Below are 22,795 nucleotides of genomic sequence, written 5' to 3' on the forward strand. Positions count from 1 at the left end.
GCCCGAGCTCGCGGTGCGCACCGTGACGACCGACGAGGTCGTCGGCGCGGTGGTGGAGCTGACCTCCACCAGCTTCGACGTCACCGTCGAGGTGCCGATCAAGGTGGCGCTGTTCAGGATCGAGGACGACGCGGCGGCTCCGGTCGTCGAGTCCGAGGCGGCCGCGCACGCGGCGGCCTACACCTTCGACTTCGCCGACATCGCCCCGACCGGCCAGTACCCGGCCGTGGACCCGAACGCCCCGGTGAGCGCGGAATACGTACTCGCCCTGGTCATTCACCACATCTCCGGTGACGGCTCCTCGGTGGCCCCGCTGACCCGCGACCTGATGACCGCGTACGCGGCGCGCTCCCTCGAGCAGGATCCGGGCTGGACCCCGCTCGCGGTGCAGTACGCGGACTACTCCATCTGGCAGCGCGAACTGCTCGGTGACGAGAACGACGCGGACTCGCTGGCCGCCAAGCAGGTCGCCTACTGGCAGCAGGCGCTGGCCGGGCTGCCCGACCAGCTGGACCTGCCGGCCGACCGGCCGCGCCCGGCGGTGCAGTCCTTCGCCGGTGGCAAGATCGACATCCGCATCGACGCCGAATTGCACTCGGGGCTGGTCGATCTGGCCCGCGCCGAGGGCGCGACGCTGTTCATGGTCGTGCACACCGCGCTCGCCGTGCTGCTCGCGCGTCTGTCGGGCTCCAGCGACATCGCCATCGGTACGCCGATGGCCGGACGTGGCGAGGCCGTCCTCGACGACCTCATCGGCATGTTCGTCAACACCCTGGTGTTCCGCACCGAGGTCGACGGCGGCGAACCGTTCGACGCCCTGCTGGCGCGTCAGCGCGAGACCGACATCCAGGCCTACGCCAATGCGGACGTGCCGTTCGAGCGCCTCGTCGAGGTACTCAACCCGGCCCGTTCCACCGCGCGGCACCCGCTGTTCCAGGTGGGTCTGTCCTTCCAGAACCTGACCCGCTCCACCCTGGAACTCCCGGGCCTGAGCGTGTCCGGCCTGGACGTGGACACCGAGCTGTCGCAGTTCGACCTGCACCTGATCGTCTCCGACCTGTACGGCGACGACGGCGCGGCCGACGGCATCACCGGCATCCTGACCTACGCGACAGACATCTTCGACCGGGAGACCGTGGTCGGCTTCGCCGATCGCTTCGTGGCCCTGCTGCGCGAGATCGTGGCCGCGCCGCGGATCGCGGTCGGCGAGATCGAGATCCTGGCCGCCGCCGAGCGGGCCGAGATCCTGGACCGGCGCAATGACACCGCGCACCCGGTCGATGCGAGCGCGACGCTGGCGTCGATGCTCGCCGCGACCGTGGCGGCCAAGCCGACCGCCATCGCCCTCATCGGCCCCGACGGCGAGACGCTGACCTACGGCGAACTCGGTGCGCGGGTCAACGGCCTCGCCAGGCACCTGATCTCGATGGGCGTCGGCCCGGAGGCGCGGGTCGCGCTGGCGTTGCGGCGCTCGATCGACCTGATCGTGGCCATGTACGCGGTCTCGGTCGCCGGTGGCGCTTATGTGCCGGTCGACCCTGACCAGCCCGCCGAGCGGACCGGGTACATCCTGGAAACCGCCGCGCCCGTGTGCGTGCTGACCAATGCCGCGGCCGAGTTCTCGACCGATATCGCACCGCTGGTGCGGATGGACGAGCTGACGCTGTCCGGCGCGAACCTCGCTCCGGTCACCGACGCCGAGCGGGTCGCCCCGCTGCGTCCGGACCACACCGCCTACGTCATCTTCACCTCCGGTTCGACCGGCCGCCCGAAGGGCGTGGCGCTGCCGCACGCGGCCATCGCCAACCAGTTGCAGTGGAAGAGCGCCGAATTCGGGCTCGGCCCGGACGACGCGGTGCTGCTCAAGACCGCCGCCACCTTCGACCTCTCGGTCTGGGAGTTCTGGTCGGCCGCCGTCACCGGTGGCCGCCTGGTGATCGCCGCGGCCGATGGCCACCGCGATCCGGCGTACCTGAACGAGCTGATGGCGCGCGAGCGGGTCACCACCCTGCACGTGGTGCCGTCGATGCTCGACGCGCTGCTCACCGCGGGCGACGGCACCATGAACGACGCGCTGCGCCGGGTGCTGGCCATCGGTGAGGCGCTGCCCGCCGCCGTGGCCCAGCGCTTCCGCGCCGGGAACCCGGATGCCGGGCTGTTCAACCTGTACGGCCCGACCGAGGCCGCGGTGTCCATCACCAGCCACCAGGTCACCGACGCCGACCGGGGTTCGGTGTCCATCGGTGCGCCGGAATGGAACTCGCGGGTCTACGTGCTCGACGCGCGCCTGAACCCGGTGCCCGACGGCGTGTCCGGTGAGCTCTACCTCGCCGGCGCCCAGCTGGCCCGCGGCTACTTCGCGCGACCGGACCTGACCGCGGATCGCTTCGTGGCCAACCCGTTCGCCGTCGGCGAGCGCATGTACCGCACCGGTGACCTGGTCGCCTGGCAGGCGAACGGCGAACTCGAGTACCGGGGCCGCACCGACTTCCAGGTGAAGATCCGCGGCTTCCGTATCGAGCTCGGCGAGATCGAGGCCGCGCTGCTGGCGTTGCCGGAGATCGCGCAGACCGCGGTGCTGGCCAAGCAGGACGCCAAGACCGGTGACCGCCTGGTCGCCTACCTGGTGCCGTCCGGCTCGGGTGTGGATGTGCCGCTGGTGAAGTCGGCGCTGTCGGCGGGTCTGCCGTCGTACATGGTGCCGTCGGCCTTCGTGGTGCTCGACGCCCTGCCGCTCAATGTGAACGGCAAGCTGGACCGGAAGGCGTTGCCGGAGCCCGAGTTCGAGACCACCGCCTTCCGCGCGCCCTCCACCCCGATCGAGGAGATCGTGGCGGGCGTCATCGCCGAGGTGCTCGGTGTCGAGCGGGTCGGCGCGGACGATGACTTCTTCGCCCTCGGCGGCAACTCGCTGCTCGCCACCCAGGTCGCCGCGCGCATCGGCGCGGCCCTGGACGCGCGGGTGCCGGTGCGCGCCGTGTTCGAGGCGTCGACCGTCGCCGGGCTGGCCGCCAAGGTCGAGCAGCACGCCGGAGCGGGAGATCGCAAGGCGCTCACCGCCGGACCGCGACCGGAGACCGTGCCGCTGTCGCTGGCACAGCAGCGCATGTGGTTCCTCAACCAGTTCGACACCGCGTCGGCCGCGTACAACGTGCCCGTCGCCGTGCGCCTGACCGGCGCGCTGGATGTGGACGCGCTGCGCGAGGCCGTGTCCGACGTGATCGGCCGCCACGAGACGCTGCGCACCATCTACCCGCAGGTCGACGGCGCCGCCGCACAGGTGATCGTGACCGCCGCGCAGGCCATGCCGGATCTGCGTCCGGTCACCGTCACGGCCGAATCGGTGACCGAGCGCATCGCCGCTCTGATCACCACAGGCTTCGACGTCACCACCGAAGTTCCGTTGCACGCCAAGCTGTTCCGCGTCGAGGACGCTGGGGACGTCGAGCACGTGCTCGTCTTCGTCACCCACCACATCGCCGCCGACGGCTGGTCCATGGGCCCGCTCACCCGCGACGTCATGGTGGCCTACGCCGCCCGCGCCGCCGGCGTGCAGCCCGGCTGGGCCCCGCTGCCGGTGCAGTACGCGGACTTCTCGATCTGGCAGCGCGAGGTGCTGGGCTCCGAGGACGACGCCACCAGCCTGATCTCGGCCCAGGCCGAATTCTGGCGCACCGCGCTGGCCGACCTGCCCGATGAGCTGAACCTGCCCTCGGATCGCCCGCGCCCCACCGCGCAGACCTTCCGCGGCGGCCGGGTGCTGTTCCCGATCTCCAACGATCTGCACCGCGGCCTGCAGCAGATCGCGCGCACCAACAACGCGACCATGTTCATGGTCGTGCACACCGCCCTCGCGGTGTTCCTGGCGCGTCTGTCCGGCACCACCGACATCGCCATCGGCGCGCCCATCGCGGGCCGTGGTGAAGCCGAGCTGGACGATCTGATCGGCATGTTCGTCAACACCCTGGTGCTGCGCACCGAGGTGAGCGGCCAGACCGGCTTCACCGAGCTGCTCGCCGCGAACAAGGACAGCGACCTGGCGGCGTTCGCGCACGCCGACATTCCGTTCGAGCGGCTCGTCGAGCTGCTCAACCCGGAACGCTCCACCGCGCGGCACCCGCTGTTCCAGGTGGCGCTGTCGTTCGAGAACCTGCCCGGCGGCTCCTTCGAGCTGCCCGGCCTGAAGGCCGCCGCGGTCGACTTCGAGAACGAGATCGCCAAGTTCGACCTCATGCTCACCCTGACCGAGGCCCCGGCCGACGCGGACGCGGGCATGTACGCCGAATTCGGTTTCGCCCGTGACCTGTTCGACCAGGAGACCGTCGAGGGCTTCGCGGAGCGGTTCGTCCGCCTGCTGTCCGAGATCGTCTCCGCGCCCCGCAAGGCGGTCGGCGACCTGGAGATCCTGGCCGCCGACGAGCGCGCCGACCTGATCGCCCGCACCGGCGGACCGGCCATCGCGCCGCGCACGCTGCCCGAGCTGCTGGCCGACGCCGTCGCCAACAACCCGGTCGGCGAGGCCGTCGCCTTCGACGGCCAGGCCCTGGGCTACGCCGAACTCGACGCGGCCTCCTCGCGTCTGGCGCGGGTGCTCATCGAGCGCGGCGCCGGACCGGAAACCCGTGTCGCCGTGGCCATCCGGCGTTCGTTCGAATCGGTGCTGGCCATCTGGGCCGTCGCCAAGTCGGGCGCGGCGTTCGTGCCGGTCGATCCGTCCTACCCGGCGGACCGCATCGCGCACATGGTGGACGACTCCGGCGCGGTGCTGGGTCTGACCATCGACGCCGAACTCGAGGGGCTGCCGCCGGTCGCCAGCCTGGCGGGCTGGATCTCGCTCGACGACCCGATGGTGCACGCCGAGATCGCCTCGCACTCGGCCGAACCCGTCACCGACGCCGAGCGGTGGGGCGTGGTCCGGCCCGAGCACGTCGCGTACGTGATCTACACCTCCGGCACCACGGGCATGCCCAAGGGCGTCGTGGTGACGCACGCTGGTCTGGCCAACTTCGCCACCGAGCAGATCGTGCGCTACCACCTCGACTCCGGTTCGCGCGCACTGCACTTCGCGTCGCCGTCGTTCGACGCGTCGGTGCTGGAGTACCTGCTCGCCATCGGCGCGGGCGGCACCCTCGTGGTGGTTCCGCCGGGCGTCTACGGCGGCGAGGAGCTCGCCGAGCTGATCAAGCGCGAGCGGGCCACCCACGCGTTCATCACCCCGGCCGCGCTCGCCACCCTCGACCCGAAGGGTCTGGACTCGCTGCGGGTGCTGGTCGCCGGTGGTGAGGCCGTCCCGGCCGATCTGGTCGAGAAGTGGGCGGTGCCCATCGGAGAGGGGGCGCAGCAGAACCGCACGATTCGTGCGTTCCACAACGGTTACGGCCCCACCGAGACCACGATCATGACCAACATCAGCGACGCGCTGACGCCGGGCGAACTGGTCACCATCGGTGGTCCGATCCGCGGCATGCAGGCGCTGATCCTGGACGCGCGGCTGCGGCCGGTGCCGGTCGGCGTCGCCGGTGAGCTGTACCTGTCGGGTATCCAGCTCTCGCGCGGCTACCACGACCGCCCGGGTCTGAGCGCCGAGCGGTTCGTCGCCAACCCGTTCGTGGCGGGCGAGCGCATGTACCGTTCCGGTGACGTGGTCCGCTGGACCCCGGACGGCCTGGTCGAATACGTGGGCCGCAACGACTTCCAGGTGAAGGTCCGCGGTTTCCGTATCGAGCTCGGTGAGATCGACGCGGCGCTGGCCTCGCACGAGACGGTCGACTTCGCGGTCACCGTGGGCCACAAGACCGAGGCGGGGGCCACCATCCTGGCGGCCTACGTGCTCCCGGTCGCGGGCCGCAGCATCGACATTCCGGCGCTGACCGAGCACGTCTCGGGCCGCCTGCCGGAATACATGGTCCCGACCGCCATCACCGTCCTGGACGCCATCCCGCTGACCCCGGTCGGCAAGCTGGATCGCCGGGCGTTGCCCGAGCCGGTGTTCACCGCGCGCGACTTCCGCGCTCCGGTCACCGAACTCGAGGCGACGCTCGCCGAGGTCTTCGCCGACGTGCTCGGCGTGGAACAGGTGGGCGCGGACGACTCGTTCTTCGCCCTCGGCGGCGACTCGATCCTGTCCATCCAGCTGGTCTCGCGGGCCAAGGCGCGCGGCATCAAGTTCTCGCCGCGCGACGTATTCGAACAGCGGACCGTCGCGGGCCTGGCCGAAGTGGCCACGCTGGGCGACGACACCGCGCAGGAGAAGCTGGCCGAACTGCCCGGCGGTGGGGTCGGCGACATCCCGCTGACGCCGATCATGCACGCCATCCTGTCGAGCGGTTCGTCCTACGAGCGGTTCTCGCAGACCATGCCGCTGCGCCTGCCGGACGGCATCACGCGACCGGTGCTCGTCGGGGCCATCTCGGCCCTGTTCGACCACCACGACGTGCTGCGCTCGCGCCTGCGTGGAAACGCCTCGGACGGGTTCGAATTCGAGGCGCTGCCGCGCGGGGCCGTCGACGTCGACGCGCTGGTGCACCGGGTCGAACTGGCCGCGGACATCTCCGACGAGGAGCTGACCCGCGTCGGCAGCGTCGAATTCGACGCGGCCCTGGGCCGTTTGGATCCGGCGAACGCCGCCATGGTGCAGTTCGTCTGGTTCGCCTTCGCCCCCGAGGGTTCCGACGAGGCGCGCGTCCGCCGCGACGTGCTGCTCATCGTCGCGCACCACATGGTGGTGGACGGCGTCTCCTGGCGCATCCTGATCCCGGACCTGGGTCTGGCCTGGTCGCAGGTGGCTTTCGAGCAGCCGATCGCGCTGCCCGAGACCGGCACCTCGCTGCGCCGCTGGGCGCACGCCCTGGTCGAGGAATCGCGCAGCGAGGCGCGGGTCGCGGAACTGCCGTTCTGGCAGCGGGTCACGGAAACCCCGGACCCGCAGCTGGGTTCGCGGGCCTTCGACCCGAAGGTCGACACCTTCGACACCGTCGAGCGGATCGAGGTCAGCGTTCCGGCCGAGGTCACCGACGCCGTACTCACCGCCGTCCCCGGCCTGTACCGCGGCGGCGTGAACGACGGCCTGCTCTCGGCGCTGGCCATGGCCGTCGCGCGCTGGCGCGGCGAGACCACGGGCGGCTCGGCGCTGATCAAGCTCGAGGGCCACGGCCGTGAAGAGGAGATCGTTTCGGGCGCGGACCTCTCGCGCACGGTCGGCTGGTTCACCGCCGCCTTCCCGGTCCGCCTGGACCTGAACGGCGCGAACCTCGACGACGCGTTCGCGGGCGGAAACGCCCTGGGCGACATCGTGAAATCGGTCAAGGAACAGCTGCTCGCCATGCCCGACAAGGGTCTGGGCTGGGGTCTGCTGCGGCACCTCAACCTCGACACCGCCCCGCAGCTGCGGGACGTCGGCCAGATCAGCTTCAACTACCTGGGCCGCATGTCCGCGGGCGAAGCGCCCGAGGGCATGGCCGAGATCGGCTGGGTGCCGGTCGACGACCTGGGCCGCCTGGACGGCGACATGGACGCCGACATGCCCGCCAACGCCACCCTCGACATCAACGCCATCGTCACCGACGGCGAGGACGGCCCGCAGCTGGGCGCGGCCTTCTCCTACCCGCGCGGCCTGCTGGAGCGCGAGCGGGTGCAGGAGTTCGCCGACCTGTTCGTGGCGGCGCTGACCGCGCTGGCCGCGCACGCCGAGCGGCCGGAGGCGGGCGGTCTCACGCCGTCCGACCTGCCGCTGGTCCGGGTCGCGCAGTCCGACATCGAAGTCTGGGAACGGAACTACCCCGCCCTGGGCGACGTGTGGCCGCTCTCGCCGCTGCAGTCCGGTCTGCTGTTCCACGCGTTGCTCACCCAGAACACGGTGGACGTCTACACCATTCAGACCGTGCTCGACCTGAGCGGTGTGGTGGACGTGGACCGTTTGAAGGTGGCCGCGCAGGCCATCCTCGACCGGTACCCGAGCCTGCGGACCGCGTTCGTCACCGACGCCGACGGTCAGGCCCACCAGGTCGTGCTGGATCGCGTGGAAGCGCCGTTCCAGGTCATCGACCTGACGGATCTGCCCGAGGCCGAACGCAATCCGCGCATGCGGGAGATGATCGAGGCCGATCGCGCCGATCACTTCGATCTGTCCGCGGCGCCGCTCATGCGGTTCACCGTGTTCCGGATCAGCGACGACCTGGTGCACCTGGTCATCACCACCCACCACATCCTGGTGGACGGCTGGTCCATGCCGCTGCTCATGCAGGATCTGCTGGTGCTGTACGCGGTGCGCGGTGACGCGTCGGTGCTGCCCCGGGTGCCGTCGTTCCGGAACTACCTGGCCTGGCTGGCCGGACGGAACCGGGACGAATCGATCGAGGCGTGGAAGCGCGCCCTGGCCGGGGTCAGCGAGCCCACCCAGCTCGCGCCGGCCGCCACCCGCGACGAGAACTACGAGATCGGCCGCTACACCGTCGATATCGACGCCGACCGCACCCGCGCGCTCACCAAGCGCGCCGGGGAACTCGACGTCACGCTGAACACGCTGATCCAGACCTCCTGGGCGGTGCTGATCGGCCGCCTCACCGGACGCAGCGACGTGGTGTTCGGCGCCACCGTCTCCGGCCGCCCCGGCGACCTGCCGGGCGTCGAAGCCATGGTGGGTCTGTTCATCAACACGGTGCCGGTGCGCATCCGGGTCGACGATCGCCTGACCATCGGCGGGCTGCTGCAGCGCGTCCAGAGCGATCAGGCCGACCTGCTCGAGCACCACCACATCGGGCTCACCGAGATCCTGCAATTGGCCGGCGCCGGAGCGGAATTCGACACCATGATGGCGTTCGAGTCCTACCCGGTGGACAAGGACGCGATCGCGGCCGCCAGCTCCATCGACGGCATGTCGGTCAGTGGTGTCGGTATCAACGACAACACCCACTACCCGATGAGCCTGGTCATCATGGCGGGCGAGACCATCGACATCTCCATGCGCTACCTGGGCAGCCGGTTCACCGCCGACGAGGTCGTCATCCTCGCCGCGCGCTTCAACCGGATCCTGGACGCGCTGGTCGGCGATGCCGACGGCCTGGTCGGTGACATCGACATCCTCGATGCCACCGAACGCGCCCGCATCCTCGCCGAAAGCGCCGTCACCCCGGCCGATTCCGCGGCCGACGCGGCGCGGGTGGGCACGGCGACCGTGGCCAACGTGCTGGCCGAGGTCGTCGAGGAGGACCCGCAGGCGCCCGCCCTGCTGTCCGGCGGCGAGGAGATCGCGTACCACGTCCTGGACCGCCGCAGCTCCCAGCTGGCGCGTCTGCTCATCGACCGCGGCGCGGGCCCCGGCGACGTCGTCGCCGTCGCCCTCCCGCACTCGGTCGACGCGGTCGTGGCGGTCTGGGCCATCCAGAAGGCCGGCGCCGCGGCACTGTTCGCCGACACCCTCTCCTTCGGTGACATCCTCGCCGCCGGAGCCGGTTTCGGCATCGCCCTGGAACCCGCCGCCAGCTCGGTCCGCTGGCTGGTCCCCTCGGACCCCAAGGTCCAGGCCGACCTGACCGCCCGCCCGGCGCACCCGGTCTCCTACACCGACCGAGTCCGCCCGCTCTCCGAAACCGACCCGGCCTTCATCTACCGTCACGCCGACACCTGGGCCACCCTCACCCAGTCCGAGGCCCTCGACCGCGCGGCCACCCTGCGCGCCGACCACGAGATCGACTACGAGTCGACCACGTACACCACCGCCTCCACCGGCACCGCGGCCATCGACGAGTTCCTGTCGTCGTCGACCGCGGGCGCGCTCTCGGTCCTCCCCACCGGCGACATCCCCGCCGACCTGGAAGACGGCGAAGTGACCCACTGGTTCACCACCGAGACCGACCCGGCGGGCGAAGCGGGCGACGAAATCCGCATCATCCCCAGCTAGCGGCAACTCGCCGGTGACGAACGAACAGATGTTCGTCACCGGCGAGTCGTTCGTCGGACCGCGCTAGCCTCGACCGCGTCGGCGGTGGATTCGACTTCAGCTGCGAATCAGGGGGTGTTTGCCTCGGCGATGCCACTACCCGAGCTGGTCGTCATGCGGCGGCCCTTCGAAATCGCTTTCGACACAGCGAGACTCTTGCCCCAGCCCCGGTCCGGGGTGGGTTCGTTGCGCCATGAGAGCCGTTCGCGATAACTCGTTGAACAGCGGGTTCGGACGTATCGTGGGCAAAGCGCCGTGGGGGCGCGCGCGAAGGAGGGGCTTGTGACGACCAATGGGCAGATGGCGCTCGAGCTGAGCGGGCTGTACAGGAGATTCGGCGGGCCCTGGGTGGTCGAGGGCGTGAGCCTGGCGGTGCCGCCCGGGTCGTTCTTCGGGCTGGTGGGGCCCAATGGCGCGGGGAAGACGACCACCCTGTCGATGGCGGTGGGGTTGTTGCGGCCGGACCAGGGGCTGGCGCGGATCTTCGGGCACGACGTGTGGGCGGACCCGGTCGCCGCGAAGGCCGTGGTCGGGGTGCTGCCCGACGGGATGGCCTTGCCCGAGCGGCTGACCGGGCGCGAGCTGTTGAACTTCACCGGGCTGCTGCGCGGGATGGACAAGGCGACCGTGGTCGGCCGGGCGGACGAGCTGCTGCACGTGCTGGAGCTCGATGGCGCGGAAAACACTGTGGTCGTGGACTATTCGGCCGGTATGCGGAAGAAGATCGGGCTGGCCACGGCGCTGCTGCACGCGCCGAAACTGCTGGTATTGGACGAGCCGTTCGAAGCCGTGGATCCGGTGTCGGCGGGGACCATCCGGACGATCCTGCAACGGTTCGTGGCCGCCGGGGGATCGGTGGTCCTGTCCAGTCACGTGATGGCTCTGGTGGAATCGATCTGCGATCGGGTGGCCGTGATCAACCGGGGCCGCGTGGTCGCGGGCGGCACCCTCGCCGAGGTCCGTGGCGACGGGACCCTGGAGGAGGCGTTCGTGCGGCTCGTCGGCGGGCGGGTCGGCGGCGAGGAGGGGCTGTCGTGGTTGGCGTCCTGATCCGGATGCGGCTGCGCATCATCGGACGCGGCCTGCGCGAGACCCGGTCGGCGCTGAACTTCGTGCTGGGCAGCATCTTCGGACTGCTCGCGGCCCTGTTCACGGCGCTCATCATCGCCACGGGACACGAGAGCGTACACGGCGGCGTGACCATCGCCGCGGCGTTGTTCGGGGCCTGGACCCTGGGCTGGATCTGCGGCCCGGTGGTCACCGGAACCAGCGACGAAACCCTGCAACCCGAGCAGTTCCGGTTGCTGCCGTTGACGACTCGGGAACTCGCCTACGGACTCGGGGCCGCCGCGTTCGTGGGACCCGCGCCCATCGTCAACCTCATCGCCTTCGGCGGGCTGGTCCTGCTGGGCGCTCAGATCGGCTGGGCCGCAGCCGGAATCGCGGCGCTCGGCGCGGTCCTGCAACTCGTGTTCGTGGTGCTGCTGGCCCGCGTGGTGGTGGCCTGGCTGGGCGCGGCCATGCGCTCCCGGCGCGGCAAGGACCTGGGCGTGCTGTTCGCGGCGCTCATCGGGCTGGCGTACTACCCGCTGAACCTGCTCATCACCACGGCCGGGCCGAAACTCGACGGCGACCGCGGCGGCCTGTCCATCCTGCTGCGCTCGGTCCCGTCGGGCTGGGCCCCGTACGCCGTCGAGGCCGCCTCCCGCGGCGACTACCTGCTCGCGCTGCTGGCACTGCTGGGTCTGGCCCTGCTGTCGCTGGTGCTGTGGCAGTCGTGGGCGGTGCTGCTGGAGCGCCGGCTCACCACCCCGCCCGCACCCGAGGCCCAGATGGTCGACACCGGCGGCGGCCTGCTCGACCGCTTCCTGCCCACCACTCCGGTCGGCGCGGTGGTCGCCAAGGAACTACGCACCTGGTGGCGGGACGGCCGCCGGCGCGCGGCCCTGATCCCGCTGCTGATCATCGGGTTCGTGCTGCCGATCTTCCTGTCGGTCCGCAACGGCGGTAGCGGGACCATCGCGTTCTCGGGCGCTTTCGTGGTGTGGCTGGCCACCATGTCCTCTACCAACCTGTACGGATTCGACGGCACGGCGGTCTGGCAAACGCTGGTGACGCCGGGCGCGGCCCGGGCGGACGTGCGCGGCCGGGCCTACGCCTGGGCTCTGCTGGTCGGGCCGGTCGCCGTGATCTCCACGCTCGTCCTGCCCGGCGCGCTCGGGCTGGCCCACCTGTATCCGTGGGCGCTGTCCACGCTGCCGGTGCTGTTCGGCGTGGGTGTGGGGGCCGTCGTGTACCTGTCCACCCACGCCGCCTTCGCGCTGCCGCCGCAGCGCGGAAATCCGTTCGCGGGCACCGGGAACCCCGGCTGTATGAAGATGCTCATGCAGTTGGCGGTGGGCGTGGTGCAGGTGCTGGCCGCCGCTCCCGCCCTGGCCATGCTGGGAATCGGCGCCTACCTGCACAATTCGCTCGTGCAATGGTCCGCCCTGCCGGTCGGTGTACTGCTCGGCGTACTCGCCGCGCTGCTCGGAATCCGCTTGGCGACCACCCGATTGGAGGATCGGGGTCCGGAACTGCTGGCCGAGGTGAAACCGCGCTGACCGCCGCTACTCACCCCGCCGCCGATCATCGGCCCGGAATCGGGTAGCGCACTACTGCCGACATTCCGGGCCGATCCGGCGACGCTGGTCCCACTGCTCGAAACATTGGGAGACAGCGAAAGTGGATCAGATCCTGTATTGGAACGCGGTGGCGCTGGAGTCGGACCGCATGGCGCACACCGACACCGGCGGTTCCCGTGCCCTGGCCGTCGTACACCTGGCCATGCACGATGCCATCTTCAGCATTTTCGGTGCACCGCACGGCACCTGGCTGACCGCGCCACCCGTGGCGGCCCCGGGCGCCGCGCCAGAAGCCGCCATCGCGGTCGCCGCCCACACCACCCTGTCGGCGCTCTATCCGGAGCGGATCACGCGGTTCGACAAGGCCCTGCGGGAAGCGGGATTGCGCGGGCCGGGCACCCGCCGGGGCGGCCACCAGGGACAGGCCGTCGCCCACGCGATCCTGAGGGCTCGCGCGGACGACCCGGCCGACCCGGAATCGGGTCGCGATACACCGCATCACGGTTCCGCCGACGCCCCGACCCGCTTCTGCAATCTGATGACCCGCGAGATCGCCATCGTCCAGGGCAATGACGTGGAACAGAACGCCCGCCTGTTCGCCCTGGTCAACGCCGCCCTCGCGGGAACCGTGATCCGGTGCGGGGACGACGCCGCCTGCGTGGGCACGACCTTCCGGACCATCGTCGGCTACTACGCCGCCGCCGACGGCCTCGAAAGCCTCACCGACGATCTGTGGGCCGCCGGGTTGCGGCAGGATCAGGCGGCCGGACCGCGCGTGCCCTGAAAAGCGGGCGGCAGCACGGTGAGATCCACCGTCTCCGCCATCGCCCGGGCTCCCGCGTCATTGAGGTGCATACCGTCGCCGCCGTCGAGGTCGGGGCGGATGAAGTCCGGCCGGGCCGGATCCTCCACCGCCGCGGCCACATCGAAGACGGCGTCGAACACGTCGGTGCCGCGCAGCCACTCGTTGACCGCGTTCCGGACCGGAATGCCGTCCGCCAGCGAGAGGCCGGGGTAGATCGCCCCCGCGAACGGCCCGATGGTGTTGGCGTACACCGGAAGTCCGGCCGCGTGGGACCGCTCGGCCAGCGCGGTGAACCCGGCGATGAGCGCCTCGGCGGTGGCGGTCCCGGCCAGGATGAGGTCGTTGATGCCGAAGTTGGCCCACACGGCCGTCACCCCGGGCACCGACAGCACGTCCCGCTCGAACCGGGCCAGGCCGTGCTCGCCGATCTCGTCGGTGAGCAGCCGGTTGCCGCTGATGCCCTGGTTCACCGCCCACCCGGCGGCCAGCCGCTCGTTGAGGACATCCACCGAGCGCCGGTTGGCGGCGTGGGTGGACCCGACGCCCTCGAACCAGGAGTCGCCGAAGGCCACCAGCACCGGCACGTCGGCATCGACAGCGACGTCGATGCCGGTGAGGAAGAACCGCAGCGCGGTCTCCTCGGCATCGGACGGTGCGGCGTCGCCCGTCCGATCACCGGCGCTGATCCAGCTCGAATCCATCGGGAACTGGGCGAACGCGGGCCGGGTCGGCTCCGGGAGGTACACGCTGACCGCCAGTTCGGCGCCCGCCTCCACCGGCAGCTCGACCGGATCGCTGACCAGATCGGCCCCGGCCGGGATCCGCGTCGATGCGGACCCCGCGAACCGCACCTCGGTATCGGTCTCCGCCACGATCTCGCCGCCCGCCTTGCGGAGCGCGACCCGGGCCGCCCCGATCACCAGGTCCTCGGTTCCGTACCGATTGGTCAGCCGGACCCGCAGGCTCGACCCGCCGCCGGCCACCCGCACCACCTGGCGGACCGTCTCGTCGGCGAAGTCCCGCGGCTCGGCCAGTTTGATCTCCTCGGCCGGATTCACCAGCGGCGCACGGAATCCCGCTGCCCAGCGCTGTGTCGTCATGAGAACCTCCGTTTAGTTGCTGTGCGGAATATTGCGCTGACAACAAGATAGCGCATTTGTTCCGCGTGTCAACTATCCCCAGCGAAATCATCTGGTTTACGCTGGTCGGCGTGGATCCCAAGCATCTCTTCGACGACCCCCGGCTGACCGCCGTCGGCCTGCTCTATGAGGCCCACGAGGGGCTCATCGCCCGGCTCGAGGAGACCTGGAAGAGCAATGGACTCTCCGGTCTCGACCTCAATGCCCTGATGCGCTTGAGTCGCTCACCGGGCCGCCGGCTGCGCATGACCGACCTGGCCACCCAGACCGGTTTGTCCACCAGCGGCGTCACCCGCCTGGTGGACCGCTTGGAACGCAACGGCTTCGTGCGCCGCGAACCCGACCCCGCCGACCGCCGCAGCTCCTATGCGGTCCTCACCGCCGCCGGTGCCACCCGCGTCGCCCGCGTGCTGCCCGCCTACCTGGACGGCATCGACCGCTGGTTCACCAGCCTGCTCACCCCCGCCCAGCTCGACGACCTCACCGCGAGCCTGCGCGTGATCCGGGACGCCACCAATGCCGCGGCCACCCAGATCTCGGAATGAGCCGACATTCCGCACAACCGCCGCGACGGGCGCGCAGCCGGTAACTTGCGAACCGCAGGGTGTGTGTTCTTCGTGGTGAGAAAGTGGGACGGAATGACGACCGAACGTGCGCTGGTCATCGGCGGCGGTGGTGTGGCGGGGATTTCCTGGGCGACCGGCATCGTCGCCGGGCTCGCCGACGCGGGGGTGGATGTGACGGGGGCCGACCTGCTACTCGGGACGTCGGCGGGGTCGAACGTGACCGCGCAGCTCGGCAGCGGGACCGAGCTCGCGGAACTGGTCCGGCGGCAGGCGGATCCGGCGGTGCAGAGCCGCGAGATCGTGCCGTCCATGGAGAAGTTCGCGGGGCTCTGGGAGACCATGGCGGCGATCATCGAAGAGACGCAGGGGGATTCGCCCGAGCGGCGGCAGCGGATCGGGGCGCTCGCGTTGACCGCGGAGACCGTCCCCGAGGCGGACCGCCGGGCCGTCATCGAGACTCGGCTGCCGGTGCACGAGTGGCCCGCCCGCGACCTGCGCATCGTCGCGGTCAACGCCGAGACCGGGGAACCTCGGGTCTTCGACAAGGACTCCGGGGTCGCGCTGGTCGACGCCGTGCTGGCCAGTTCGGCGGTGCCCATGGTGTGGCCGTGCGCCACCATCGACGGGGTGCGCTACACCGACGGTGGCGTCCGGACCTCGGTCAACGCCGACTTCGCCACCGGCTACGCCCGCGTGCTGGTGATCGCGCCGATGCCCGATGAGGAGCTCGAGGCGCAGGTCGCGGGACTGGTCGCGGCCGGGGCGCGGGTCGAGGTGATCGCGCCCGACGAGGCGGCCACCACCGCCTTCGGACTCAATCCCCTCGACACCGCCACCCGGGTCCCGGCACTGGAAGCCGGTCGCGCCCAGGGCAAGTCGGACGCGGCGCGGATCGCCGCGCTCTGGCAGGACTGATCCGAGAAGGACCGCCTCAGCCGATGGCGCCGGCCGCCAGCGCCGCCTTCCACCCGCCGTATTCGCTGATGTCCTTCGCGGATTCGGCGGCCGCACCGGCGCAGCCGAAACCGGTGTGCCAGGTGCCGTCGGCCAGCTCGACGGCACCGAGCTGCATCGGGGCGGGCAGCTTCGCGAGGAAACGGCCGAGCGCGGCGGGGGAGAGCAGCCAGCGCTCCCCGGCCACCGCGACGCCGGATTCGGCTGCGGCGACGCGAGTTACGGCCGGCTTGGGCGGGACCGTGTCGAGCGCGCCGAGGCGGTAGTGCGGGGCGGTCTCGACCGGGCCGCCCCAGCGGGCGCCCAGCTCGATCAGCTGGTGTTCGAGGGGCTGACCACGCAGATGCGCGCCGAAGACGATCAGGTCCTGCACGGGCGCGACGGCCGTCGGCCAGCACCGGTCGAGCGGCGTGCCGGTGATCAGGGCGGCGATATCGATCGCGACGGCGTCCTCGAACGCGCGGGCCAGCACCGTCACCCCGAAGTGCGGCTCCTCGGTGGGGACCGCCACCGCGCACAGGTCGAAGAGGTTGCAGAAGTTCGTGTACGTGCCCAGCCGGGAGTTGACGCCGATCGGGTCGGCGGCGACCTCGGCGATGGTCGGGTGGATCGGCACGGTCGGCGTCAGCAGCACGTCCGCGCCCGCGAGACTCGCCATGGCGGCGGCGCGCAGGCGTTCCAGCGCGGCGAGATCGGTGACCAGCCGGTGCGCCGGCAGGTCGCGGGCGGCCCGGATGATGGAACCCACTGTGGGATCGACGGATTCGGGATGCGCGTCGACGAACTCCCCGACCGCGGCGTAGCGTTCCGCGACCAGCGCGCCCTCGTAGAGGAGCTTCGCGGCGGCCAGGAACGGCGTCGGATCGATCTCGACAATGGTCGCGCCCGCAGCGCGCAGCGCCGCGACGGTGCGCTCGAACGCGGTGTGCCACCGCGGATCCAGGTCCGGCAGCGTGCCGAAGACGGCCACCACGGGCTCGGGCGGAGCGGCCAGGCGGGTGTCGGCGGGCCACGGACGGCCCGCGGCACCAGCGGCCATCACCCCCATGGCGCGGTCGGCCAGGTCCAGGTCGGCGGCGAAGATCGTCACGCAGTCGTAGGACCGGCACGCGGGCACCACGCCCTCGGTCGAGATCACGCCCACCGTCGGCTTGATGCCGGCCAGGCCGTGCAACGCGGCGGGGACGCGTCCCGAGCCCGCGGTATCGGTGCCGATGGCGATGTCCGCCTCGCCCGCGGCCACCGCCACCGCCGAGCCGGAACTCGAACCGCCCGAGACGTATCCGGGCCGGAGCGTATTCTCGACGACCCCGTACGGCGAGCGGGTACCGACCAGGCCGGTGGCGAACTGATCGAGATTGGTCTTGCCGACCACGATCGCGCCCGCCGCCCGCAGCGCCGCCACCGCGGGCGCGTCCCGCTCCGGGGTGTAGGCGAAGTCGGGGCAGGCCGCGGTGGTCGGCAGTCCCGCCACGTCCACATTGTCCTTGACGGCCAGTCGCAGCCCCGCCAGAACTCCTGCGGCGGCGGCGATGTCGGCGGCCACCTCGGCCTCGTCGCGGCGGTGAATCCACGTGGTCATTCGTGCTCCCGGATCAGGTCGGAGTGGTGGGATCAGGTCAGGGCGTTTCGGCGAGTTCGCCCGCCTCGCGCCAGGAGTTGCGTTCGGCGGTGAAGGCGTCGGCCTGCCGGTCGCGGAAGTCCGCGATGGAGGCGGCGTTGTCGGCCAGGAACTTCCGGTAGTCGACGAGCCGGAACTCGCCGTCCTCGGCCAGCAGTCGCCCCCGCCCGGCGGCGGTGTCGGCGCGCAGGTCGAGCAGTTCCTCGGCGCTCACCGGATACCAGCTGATCCGGTCGAAATAGCGCAGCAGCCACGGGTCTTCGCCGATCCCGCTGGAGCGGTGGTTCCACACCTGGGTGGTGCGGCCGACGAACTGGTAGCCGCCGGGACCCTCCATGCCGTAGATGCACAGGTACGCGCCGCCGATGCCGACCGCGTTCTCCGGCGTCCAGGTGCGGGCCGGATTGTACTTGGTGGTGACCAGCCGGTGCCGGGGGTCGGTGGGGGTGGCGACCGGTGCGCCCAGGTACACGTCGCCGAGGCCCAGCACCAGGTATTCGGCGGCGAAGACGGTGTCGAAAACCTCGTCCACGGAGGCCAATCCGTTCATCCGGCGGATGAACTCGATATTCCACGGGCACCACGGGGCGTCGGCGCGGACGCCGTGCATGTACCGGGTGATGGCCTCCCGGGTGGACGGGTCGTCCCAGGACAGCGGCAGGCGCACCGTGCGGCTCGGGACCACCAGCCGGTCGGCGGAGGGCAGGTCGGCCTCCACCTCGGCCAGCAGGTCCAGCAGCTTGCGGGTGGGCAGGCGATCGGGATCATTGCGCACCTGCAGTGACCGGACGCCCGGGGTCAGCTCGGTGATGCCCGGTTCGGCGCGTTCCAGCAGCGCCTGGTGCAGGGCGTGCACGCGGGCGCGCAGCTCCAGATCCAGTGTCATATCGCCGTATTCGACGAGCAGGCCGTCATTGCCCGCACGGCGGTAGGTGACGGCGGTGTCCGCGCCGTCGCGACGGGCCAGCACGCCGTCGTCGCCGTCACCGCCGGTGGACAGCACCACCGGCCAGGCGGCACGGCGCTCGGCTCCCAGTTCCCGCAGCGACGCCGCGCGTTCGGCGCGCACCGGCACGAAGCGCACGCTGTCACCCGGGGTGAGCTGGCCCAGCTTCCAGCGGTCGGCGGCGACCACGGTGACCGGGCAGACGAACCCGCCCAGACTGGGGCCGTCCGGGCCGAGCAGGATCGGGGTGTCGCCGGTGAAGTCCAGCGCGCCGATGGAATACGCGGTGTCGTGGATATTGGAGGGGTGCAGGCCCGCCTCGCCGCCGTCCAGGCGCGCCCACTGCGGCTTCGGCCCGATCAGCCGGACACCGGTCCGGTCGGAGTTGAAGTGCACCTCGTAGTCGGTGCCGATGATGGTGTCGAAGTCGGCGCGGGTGAAGAACTCCGGCGCACCGTGCGGGCCCTCGGTGACCGCCAGCTCCCACCGCCGGGTCAGCACCGGCTGATCGTCGCCGGGCACCCCGGCCGTCACCCGGCCCGCCGGGCCGAGCTCGAACCCGTCGTCGGCCGCCAGCGCGCGCCCGGTGCCGCCGCCGAACTTGCCGAGCGTGAAAGTCGAACGGCTGCCCAGGTATTCGGGCACCTCGATGCCACCGGCCACCAGGACGTAGCACCGCATGCCCGGCCCGCGCACCATGCCGACATCCAGCACCCCGCCCGCGGGCACCAGCACGCTGCGCCACTGCCGGACCGCGCGGCCGTTCACCGTGACCGGCACCGGCGCGCCCGTCACACACACCCAGGTGTCGGTGTCGAAGCGCAACGCCGGGCCGCCGAGCGTGCACTCCAAACCCGCCGCGCCCTCGGGATTCCCGAGCGCCCGATTGCCCAGCCGGAACGACAGATCGTCCATCGGGCCCGACGGCGGCACTCCCACATGCCAGTAGCCGACCCGGGCGGGCCAGTCCTGTACCGTCGTCTGCATGCCCGGGCGGACGACCCGGAAAGCCGGTGCGGGGGAGGGGTTCTCGGTCACGCTGAGATCGGGGAGCACGGCTGTCATCGGGTCACCACCATGCGGACGGGCGTCGGGTCGAAACCGTTGCAGGGATTGTTGATCTGCGGGCAGTTGGAGACCAGCACCAGGGTGTCGATCTCGGCGCGCAGGGTGATGGTCTTGCCGGGCGCGGACAGGCCGTCCACGATGCCCAGCGTCCCGTCCGCCTCGACCGGAACGTTCATGAACCAGTTGATGTTCGAGACCAGATCCCGTTTGCCCAGCCCCCACTTCAGGCCCTCGGCCAGGAAGTTCTCCACGCAGGCGTGCTGATGGCGGGTGTGGTGGCCGTAGCGCAGGGTGTTGGATTCCTGCGAGCACGCGCCCGCCACGGTGTCGTGATTGCCGACCTCGTCGGCGGTCACCGTCATCAGCGGGGTGCCCGCCTCGGTGAGCAGCACGCTGCCGGTGGTGAGGAAGATATTGCGCTGCGCGGTCACGGTGGCCTGGGCGCTGTAGCGGTCGGCGTGGTCGGCGGCGTTGTAGAGCAGGCAGTCCACGGCCTGATTGCCGTGCAGGTCGATGATCTCCAGCTGCTCCCCGGCCCGGACGACGGCCGACCAGGGGGCGCGGGCGGGGACGGTCTCGTCGAGGACCACGGTGCGGTCGGTGGTGGTGATCATGCGCGGGCCTCCAGAGTGCGTGCGTGCCAGTCCTGTTCGGTGTTCTCCACCGCGCGCAGGTATTCCGGGTCGGAGTCGGGGGCCGGGGCCAGAGCGGCGGGCGCGGCCCAGGCCACGACCTCGAGCGAGGTCACGGGCGTGGGATCGAGGGGGTGTTCGGCATTGGCGATCAGCAGCGTCACCGGCAGGTGGATCAGCAGGTCGACCGCCGCGCCCGCGCCCGCGCCGCCGGTGACGGTCAGCGCGCCGTCGGGTGCCACGCGCACGCCCCGGAAGAACGACACCGTCGGACCGATGTCGCGGGGGTCCAGTCCTTGTTTGACCCCGGCCATCCTCAAGCCCTGGCGTGCGGCGGGCGAAGGACCGCAGAGGGTGTCGTGCTGCCCCGAGGTATCCGTGAGAACGGTGGCCAGCACGCGGCCCTGATCCGACAGCAGCGGATGGCCGGCGCCCAGGTACGCCTGCCACGGCACCTTCACCGTGTCCGCGACATTCAGCCGCTCCCACGGTGATTCGGCCCGCAGCAGCAGGACGTGCGCGCACGCCCCGCCCTCCGGGTCGGACAACCGCACCCGGGTGCCGCGGGCCAGCACGACATTCGCGTAGCCGCCGGCCGGAATGCGCTGGGCGAAGGTGACGGTCGCGGCATCGATGTCGGCGGGCAGACTCGGTCCGTGGCCGGCGGCGGCCGCCGCCTGCGCGCGGGCGTGATCCCGCGCTCCGGTCGTGTTCGCTGTGGTCATTACTACTCCGTTCCTCGGGGGTCGCCGGAATCCCGGCCGTGGTCGGCGCGCCTGTCGCGCCACCGGCGGTAAGCCCGGCGCAGCAGGTCGTCGAGCACCATGGCCAGTTCCGGGCGACCGTGCAGACGTGGGTCGGGTTCCGGCGAGATCATCGGGATGCCGTGCGGGTCAGGCGATCTGGACGGCAGGCTCGGCGTCCGGTACGCGGGCGGGTGTCACCAGCCGGTGCACCACCGCCCCCACCGCCAGTGTGGCCAGGACGAACAGCGGTGCGGCCCAGAGCATCCACCAGCCGCCGCCGTTCGGGGTGTAGACGGCGCTGCGCGGCCAGGCCAGGTTCACCGCCATGGCGACGCCCCAGACGACGGCCAGCGCGTTGATCGCGATGCCGTAGCGGCCCAGCGCGAAGAGCTTGGTGCCCGCGGCGTCACCGGCCACGTCGGCGGGCCAGCCCTTGATCCGGCGCATCAGCAGCGGCACCGTCACCAGCAGGTAGGCGAGGTAGAGCATGACGATGCAGACACTGGCCAGGGTCGCGAAGATGGCCGCGTTGCCCAGGTTCAGCAGTAGCAGGCCGATGCCGAGCACGCCGATCGCCACCGCGGGCCACACCGGGGTGCCGAAGCGGGGGTGCACGGTCGCCAGCTGCTTGGAGAACGGGAGCCGCTCGTCGCGGGCCATGGAGAACAGCAGTCGCGAGCCCGCCGTCTGGATCGCCAGGGTGCACACCGTGATAGCGCAGGCCACGCACGCCAGCACCACCTTGCCGGGTGTGGTGTCCAGCTTGGCCTCGATCACGTACGCCAGCCCGCCGCTCGCCAGTGAGCCGTCGGTCAGGCTCGGGGCGGCCATCAGCGCGCCCAGCAGGATGAGTCCGCCGCCCAGCGCCGACACCGCCAGTGCGGACAGGATGGTGCGCGGCGCCACCTGACGGGGGTTCCTGGTCTCCTCGGAAAGCTCACCGGCGGAGTCGAATCCGACCATCACGTAGGCGGCCATCAGCCCCGAAGCCAGGAACGCGGCCCAATAGGGCCCAGCCGCCGCCTGATCGGTGTGGGTGACCACGCCCGGGCCACGATCGGTGTGGGTGAAGAAGACCGCGATCACCGCGAGCACGCCGATGATCTCGATGGTGACGCCGAGCGAGTTGATCCGCGCCATCCAGTCGATGCCGATCACATTGATCAGCGTGGTGAGCGCCAGCAGCGCGCTGCCCAGCAGCACCGCGTTCGAGGCCCCGTCGCGGGAGGTGAGAGCGGTGTCGGTGCCGATCAGCTGGAAGCCGGACCAGATGGTCGGCAGCACCACCTGCAACGCGATGGCGGCGGCCGCGGCGGTCACGATCTGCGCGATGATCATCATCCAGCCCGCGAACCAGCCCACCACCTCCCCGGCCAGGCGACGCGACCACTGATAGATGCAGCCCGAGATCGGGTAGCGGGCGGCCAGTTCCGCGAAGTTCAACGCCACCAGGAACTGGCCGGCGAAGACGATCGGCCAGGTCCAGAAGAAGGCCGCGCCTCCGAAGGAGTACCCGAAACCGAAGAATTGGAAGATCGTGGTCAGGATGGAGACGAAGGAGAAGCCGGCCGCGAAGGAGGCGTAGCGGCCGAGCTTGCGGTGCAGCACCGGCTGATAGCCGAAACGCGCCAGATCGGTGCTGTCGGCGCTGGTATCGGGACCGGTCGGAGAGCCCGGGGTGAGGGCTTCGGCGGAGGCAACCATGGGCGGTGAGTCTTTCCCGAGGCGAATATCTATCGCTTGAAAGGTTTCCATTC

13 protein-coding genes (1 of these 13 running past the window's edge) are annotated in these 22,795 nt (G+C 71.0%); 6 read left to right on the forward strand and 7 right to left on the reverse strand.

From position 1 onward, the window contains the following. The 4 genes from ACFRAQ_RS01445 to ACFRAQ_RS01460 all read left to right on the forward strand — a co-directional run. On the forward strand, positions 1-9,898 hold the final stretch of the coding sequence (locus ACFRAQ_RS01445; RefSeq protein ID WP_379092551.1) for a non-ribosomal peptide synthase/polyketide synthase. It extends 34,214 nt beyond the left edge of the window; the window shows 9,898 of its 44,112 coding nt (coding positions 34,215-44,112); its start codon lies beyond the left edge, outside the window; the stop codon is at positions 9,896-9,898. Positions 9,899-10,237: 339 nt separating this feature from the next. After that, a complete protein-coding gene (locus ACFRAQ_RS01450) occupies positions 10,238-10,987 on the forward strand; it encodes an ABC transporter ATP-binding protein (RefSeq protein WP_357091369.1) in 750 nt (249 codons plus the stop codon). Continuing rightward, complete coding sequence (locus ACFRAQ_RS01455) at positions 10,972-12,540, forward strand: hypothetical protein (protein WP_379092554.1); 1,569 nt, start codon at positions 10,972-10,974, stop codon at positions 12,538-12,540. The genes ACFRAQ_RS01450 and ACFRAQ_RS01455 overlap by 16 nt, the downstream gene beginning before the upstream one ends. A gap of 121 nt (positions 12,541-12,661) precedes the next feature. After that, entirely contained in the window at positions 12,662-13,345 is a 684-nt protein-coding gene (locus ACFRAQ_RS01460; protein ID WP_379092557.1) for a hypothetical protein, read from the forward strand. Here the strand turns inward: ACFRAQ_RS01460 and ACFRAQ_RS01465 are convergent. Then, positions 13,318-14,466, reverse strand: a complete 1,149-nt coding sequence (locus tag ACFRAQ_RS01465) for a GDSL-type esterase/lipase family protein (RefSeq protein ID WP_379092560.1) — start codon at positions 14,464-14,466, stop codon at positions 13,318-13,320. The genes ACFRAQ_RS01460 and ACFRAQ_RS01465 overlap by 28 nt on opposite strands. 110 nt (positions 14,467-14,576) lie before the next feature. Between ACFRAQ_RS01465 and ACFRAQ_RS01470 the strand changes: the two genes are divergently transcribed. Together ACFRAQ_RS01470 and ACFRAQ_RS01475 are read left to right on the forward strand one after the other, a co-directional pair. Beyond that, the gene (locus tag ACFRAQ_RS01470; RefSeq protein ID WP_357280812.1) at positions 14,577-15,050 is read left to right on the forward strand and encodes a MarR family transcriptional regulator; all 474 of its coding nucleotides are present in this window, start codon (positions 14,577-14,579) and stop codon (positions 15,048-15,050) included. A 93-nt stretch (positions 15,051-15,143) separates the two neighbouring features. Next, complete coding sequence (locus ACFRAQ_RS01475) at positions 15,144-15,986, forward strand: patatin-like phospholipase family protein (RefSeq protein WP_379092565.1); 843 nt, start codon at positions 15,144-15,146, stop codon at positions 15,984-15,986. Positions 15,987-16,002: 16 nt separating this feature from the next. Here the strand turns inward: ACFRAQ_RS01475 and atzF are convergent, their stop codons facing one another. The 6 genes from atzF to ACFRAQ_RS01505 form a co-directional block, all read right to left on the reverse strand. Beyond that, on the reverse strand, positions 16,003-17,607 hold the full coding sequence (gene atzF, locus ACFRAQ_RS01480; protein WP_379092568.1) for an allophanate hydrolase: 1,605 nt from the start codon (positions 17,605-17,607) through the stop codon (positions 16,003-16,005). Positions 17,608-17,644: 37 nt separating this feature from the next. After that, entirely contained in the window at positions 17,645-19,579 is a 1,935-nt protein-coding gene (locus tag ACFRAQ_RS01485; RefSeq protein WP_379095714.1) for a 5-oxoprolinase/urea amidolyase family protein, read from the reverse strand. A gap of 74 nt (positions 19,580-19,653) precedes the next feature. Beyond that, positions 19,654-20,274, reverse strand: coding sequence for an urea amidolyase associated protein UAAP2 (locus ACFRAQ_RS01490; protein ID WP_379092571.1), 621 nt, complete (start codon positions 20,272-20,274; stop codon positions 19,654-19,656). Next, entirely contained in the window at positions 20,271-21,017 is a 747-nt protein-coding gene (locus ACFRAQ_RS01495) for a DUF1989 domain-containing protein (protein WP_379092574.1), read from the reverse strand. The genes ACFRAQ_RS01490 and ACFRAQ_RS01495 overlap by 4 nt, the downstream gene beginning before the upstream one ends. Before the next feature lie 2 nt (positions 21,018-21,019). Further along, on the reverse strand, positions 21,020-21,169 hold the full coding sequence (locus tag ACFRAQ_RS01500) for a hypothetical protein (protein ID WP_379092577.1): 150 nt from the start codon (positions 21,167-21,169) through the stop codon (positions 21,020-21,022). A 16-nt stretch (positions 21,170-21,185) separates the two neighbouring features. Continuing rightward, complete coding sequence (locus ACFRAQ_RS01505) at positions 21,186-22,742, reverse strand: amino acid permease (protein WP_379092580.1); 1,557 nt, start codon at positions 22,740-22,742, stop codon at positions 21,186-21,188. Positions 22,743-22,795: the final 53 nt, after the last annotated feature.

Source organism: Nocardia sp. NPDC056611, from assembly GCF_042792755.1.
Taxonomy (GTDB): Bacteria; Actinomycetota; Actinomycetes; order Mycobacteriales; family Mycobacteriaceae; genus Nocardia.

Bases quoted from the DNA above. Each gene is read 5' to 3' on its own strand.
- ACFRAQ_RS01485 (WP_379095714.1), bottom strand. From the start codon at position 19,579: ATGCAGACGACGGTACAGGACTGGCCCGCCCGGGTCGGCTACTGGCAT.
- ACFRAQ_RS01490 (WP_379092571.1), bottom strand. From the start codon at position 20,274: ATGATCACCACCACCGACCGCACCGTGGTCCTCGACGAGACCGTCCCC.
- ACFRAQ_RS01505 (WP_379092580.1), bottom strand. From the start codon at position 22,742: ATGGTTGCCTCCGCCGAAGCCCTCACCCCGGGCTCTCCGACCGGTCCC.
- atzF (WP_379092568.1), bottom strand. From the start codon at position 17,607: ATGACCACGTGGATTCACCGCCGCGACGAGGCCGAGGTGGCCGCCGAC.
- ACFRAQ_RS01450 (WP_357091369.1), top strand. From the start codon at position 10,238: ATGGCGCTCGAGCTGAGCGGGCTGTACAGGAGATTCGGCGGGCCCTGG.
- ACFRAQ_RS01495 (WP_379092574.1), bottom strand. From the start codon at position 21,017: ATGACCACAGCGAACACGACCGGAGCGCGGGATCACGCCCGCGCGCAG.
- ACFRAQ_RS01500 (WP_379092577.1), bottom strand. From the start codon at position 21,169: ATGATCTCGCCGGAACCCGACCCACGTCTGCACGGTCGCCCGGAACTG.
- ACFRAQ_RS01465 (WP_379092560.1), bottom strand. From the start codon at position 14,466: ATGACGACACAGCGCTGGGCAGCGGGATTCCGTGCGCCGCTGGTGAAT.
- ACFRAQ_RS01475 (WP_379092565.1), top strand. From the start codon at position 15,144: ATGACGACCGAACGTGCGCTGGTCATCGGCGGCGGTGGTGTGGCGGGG.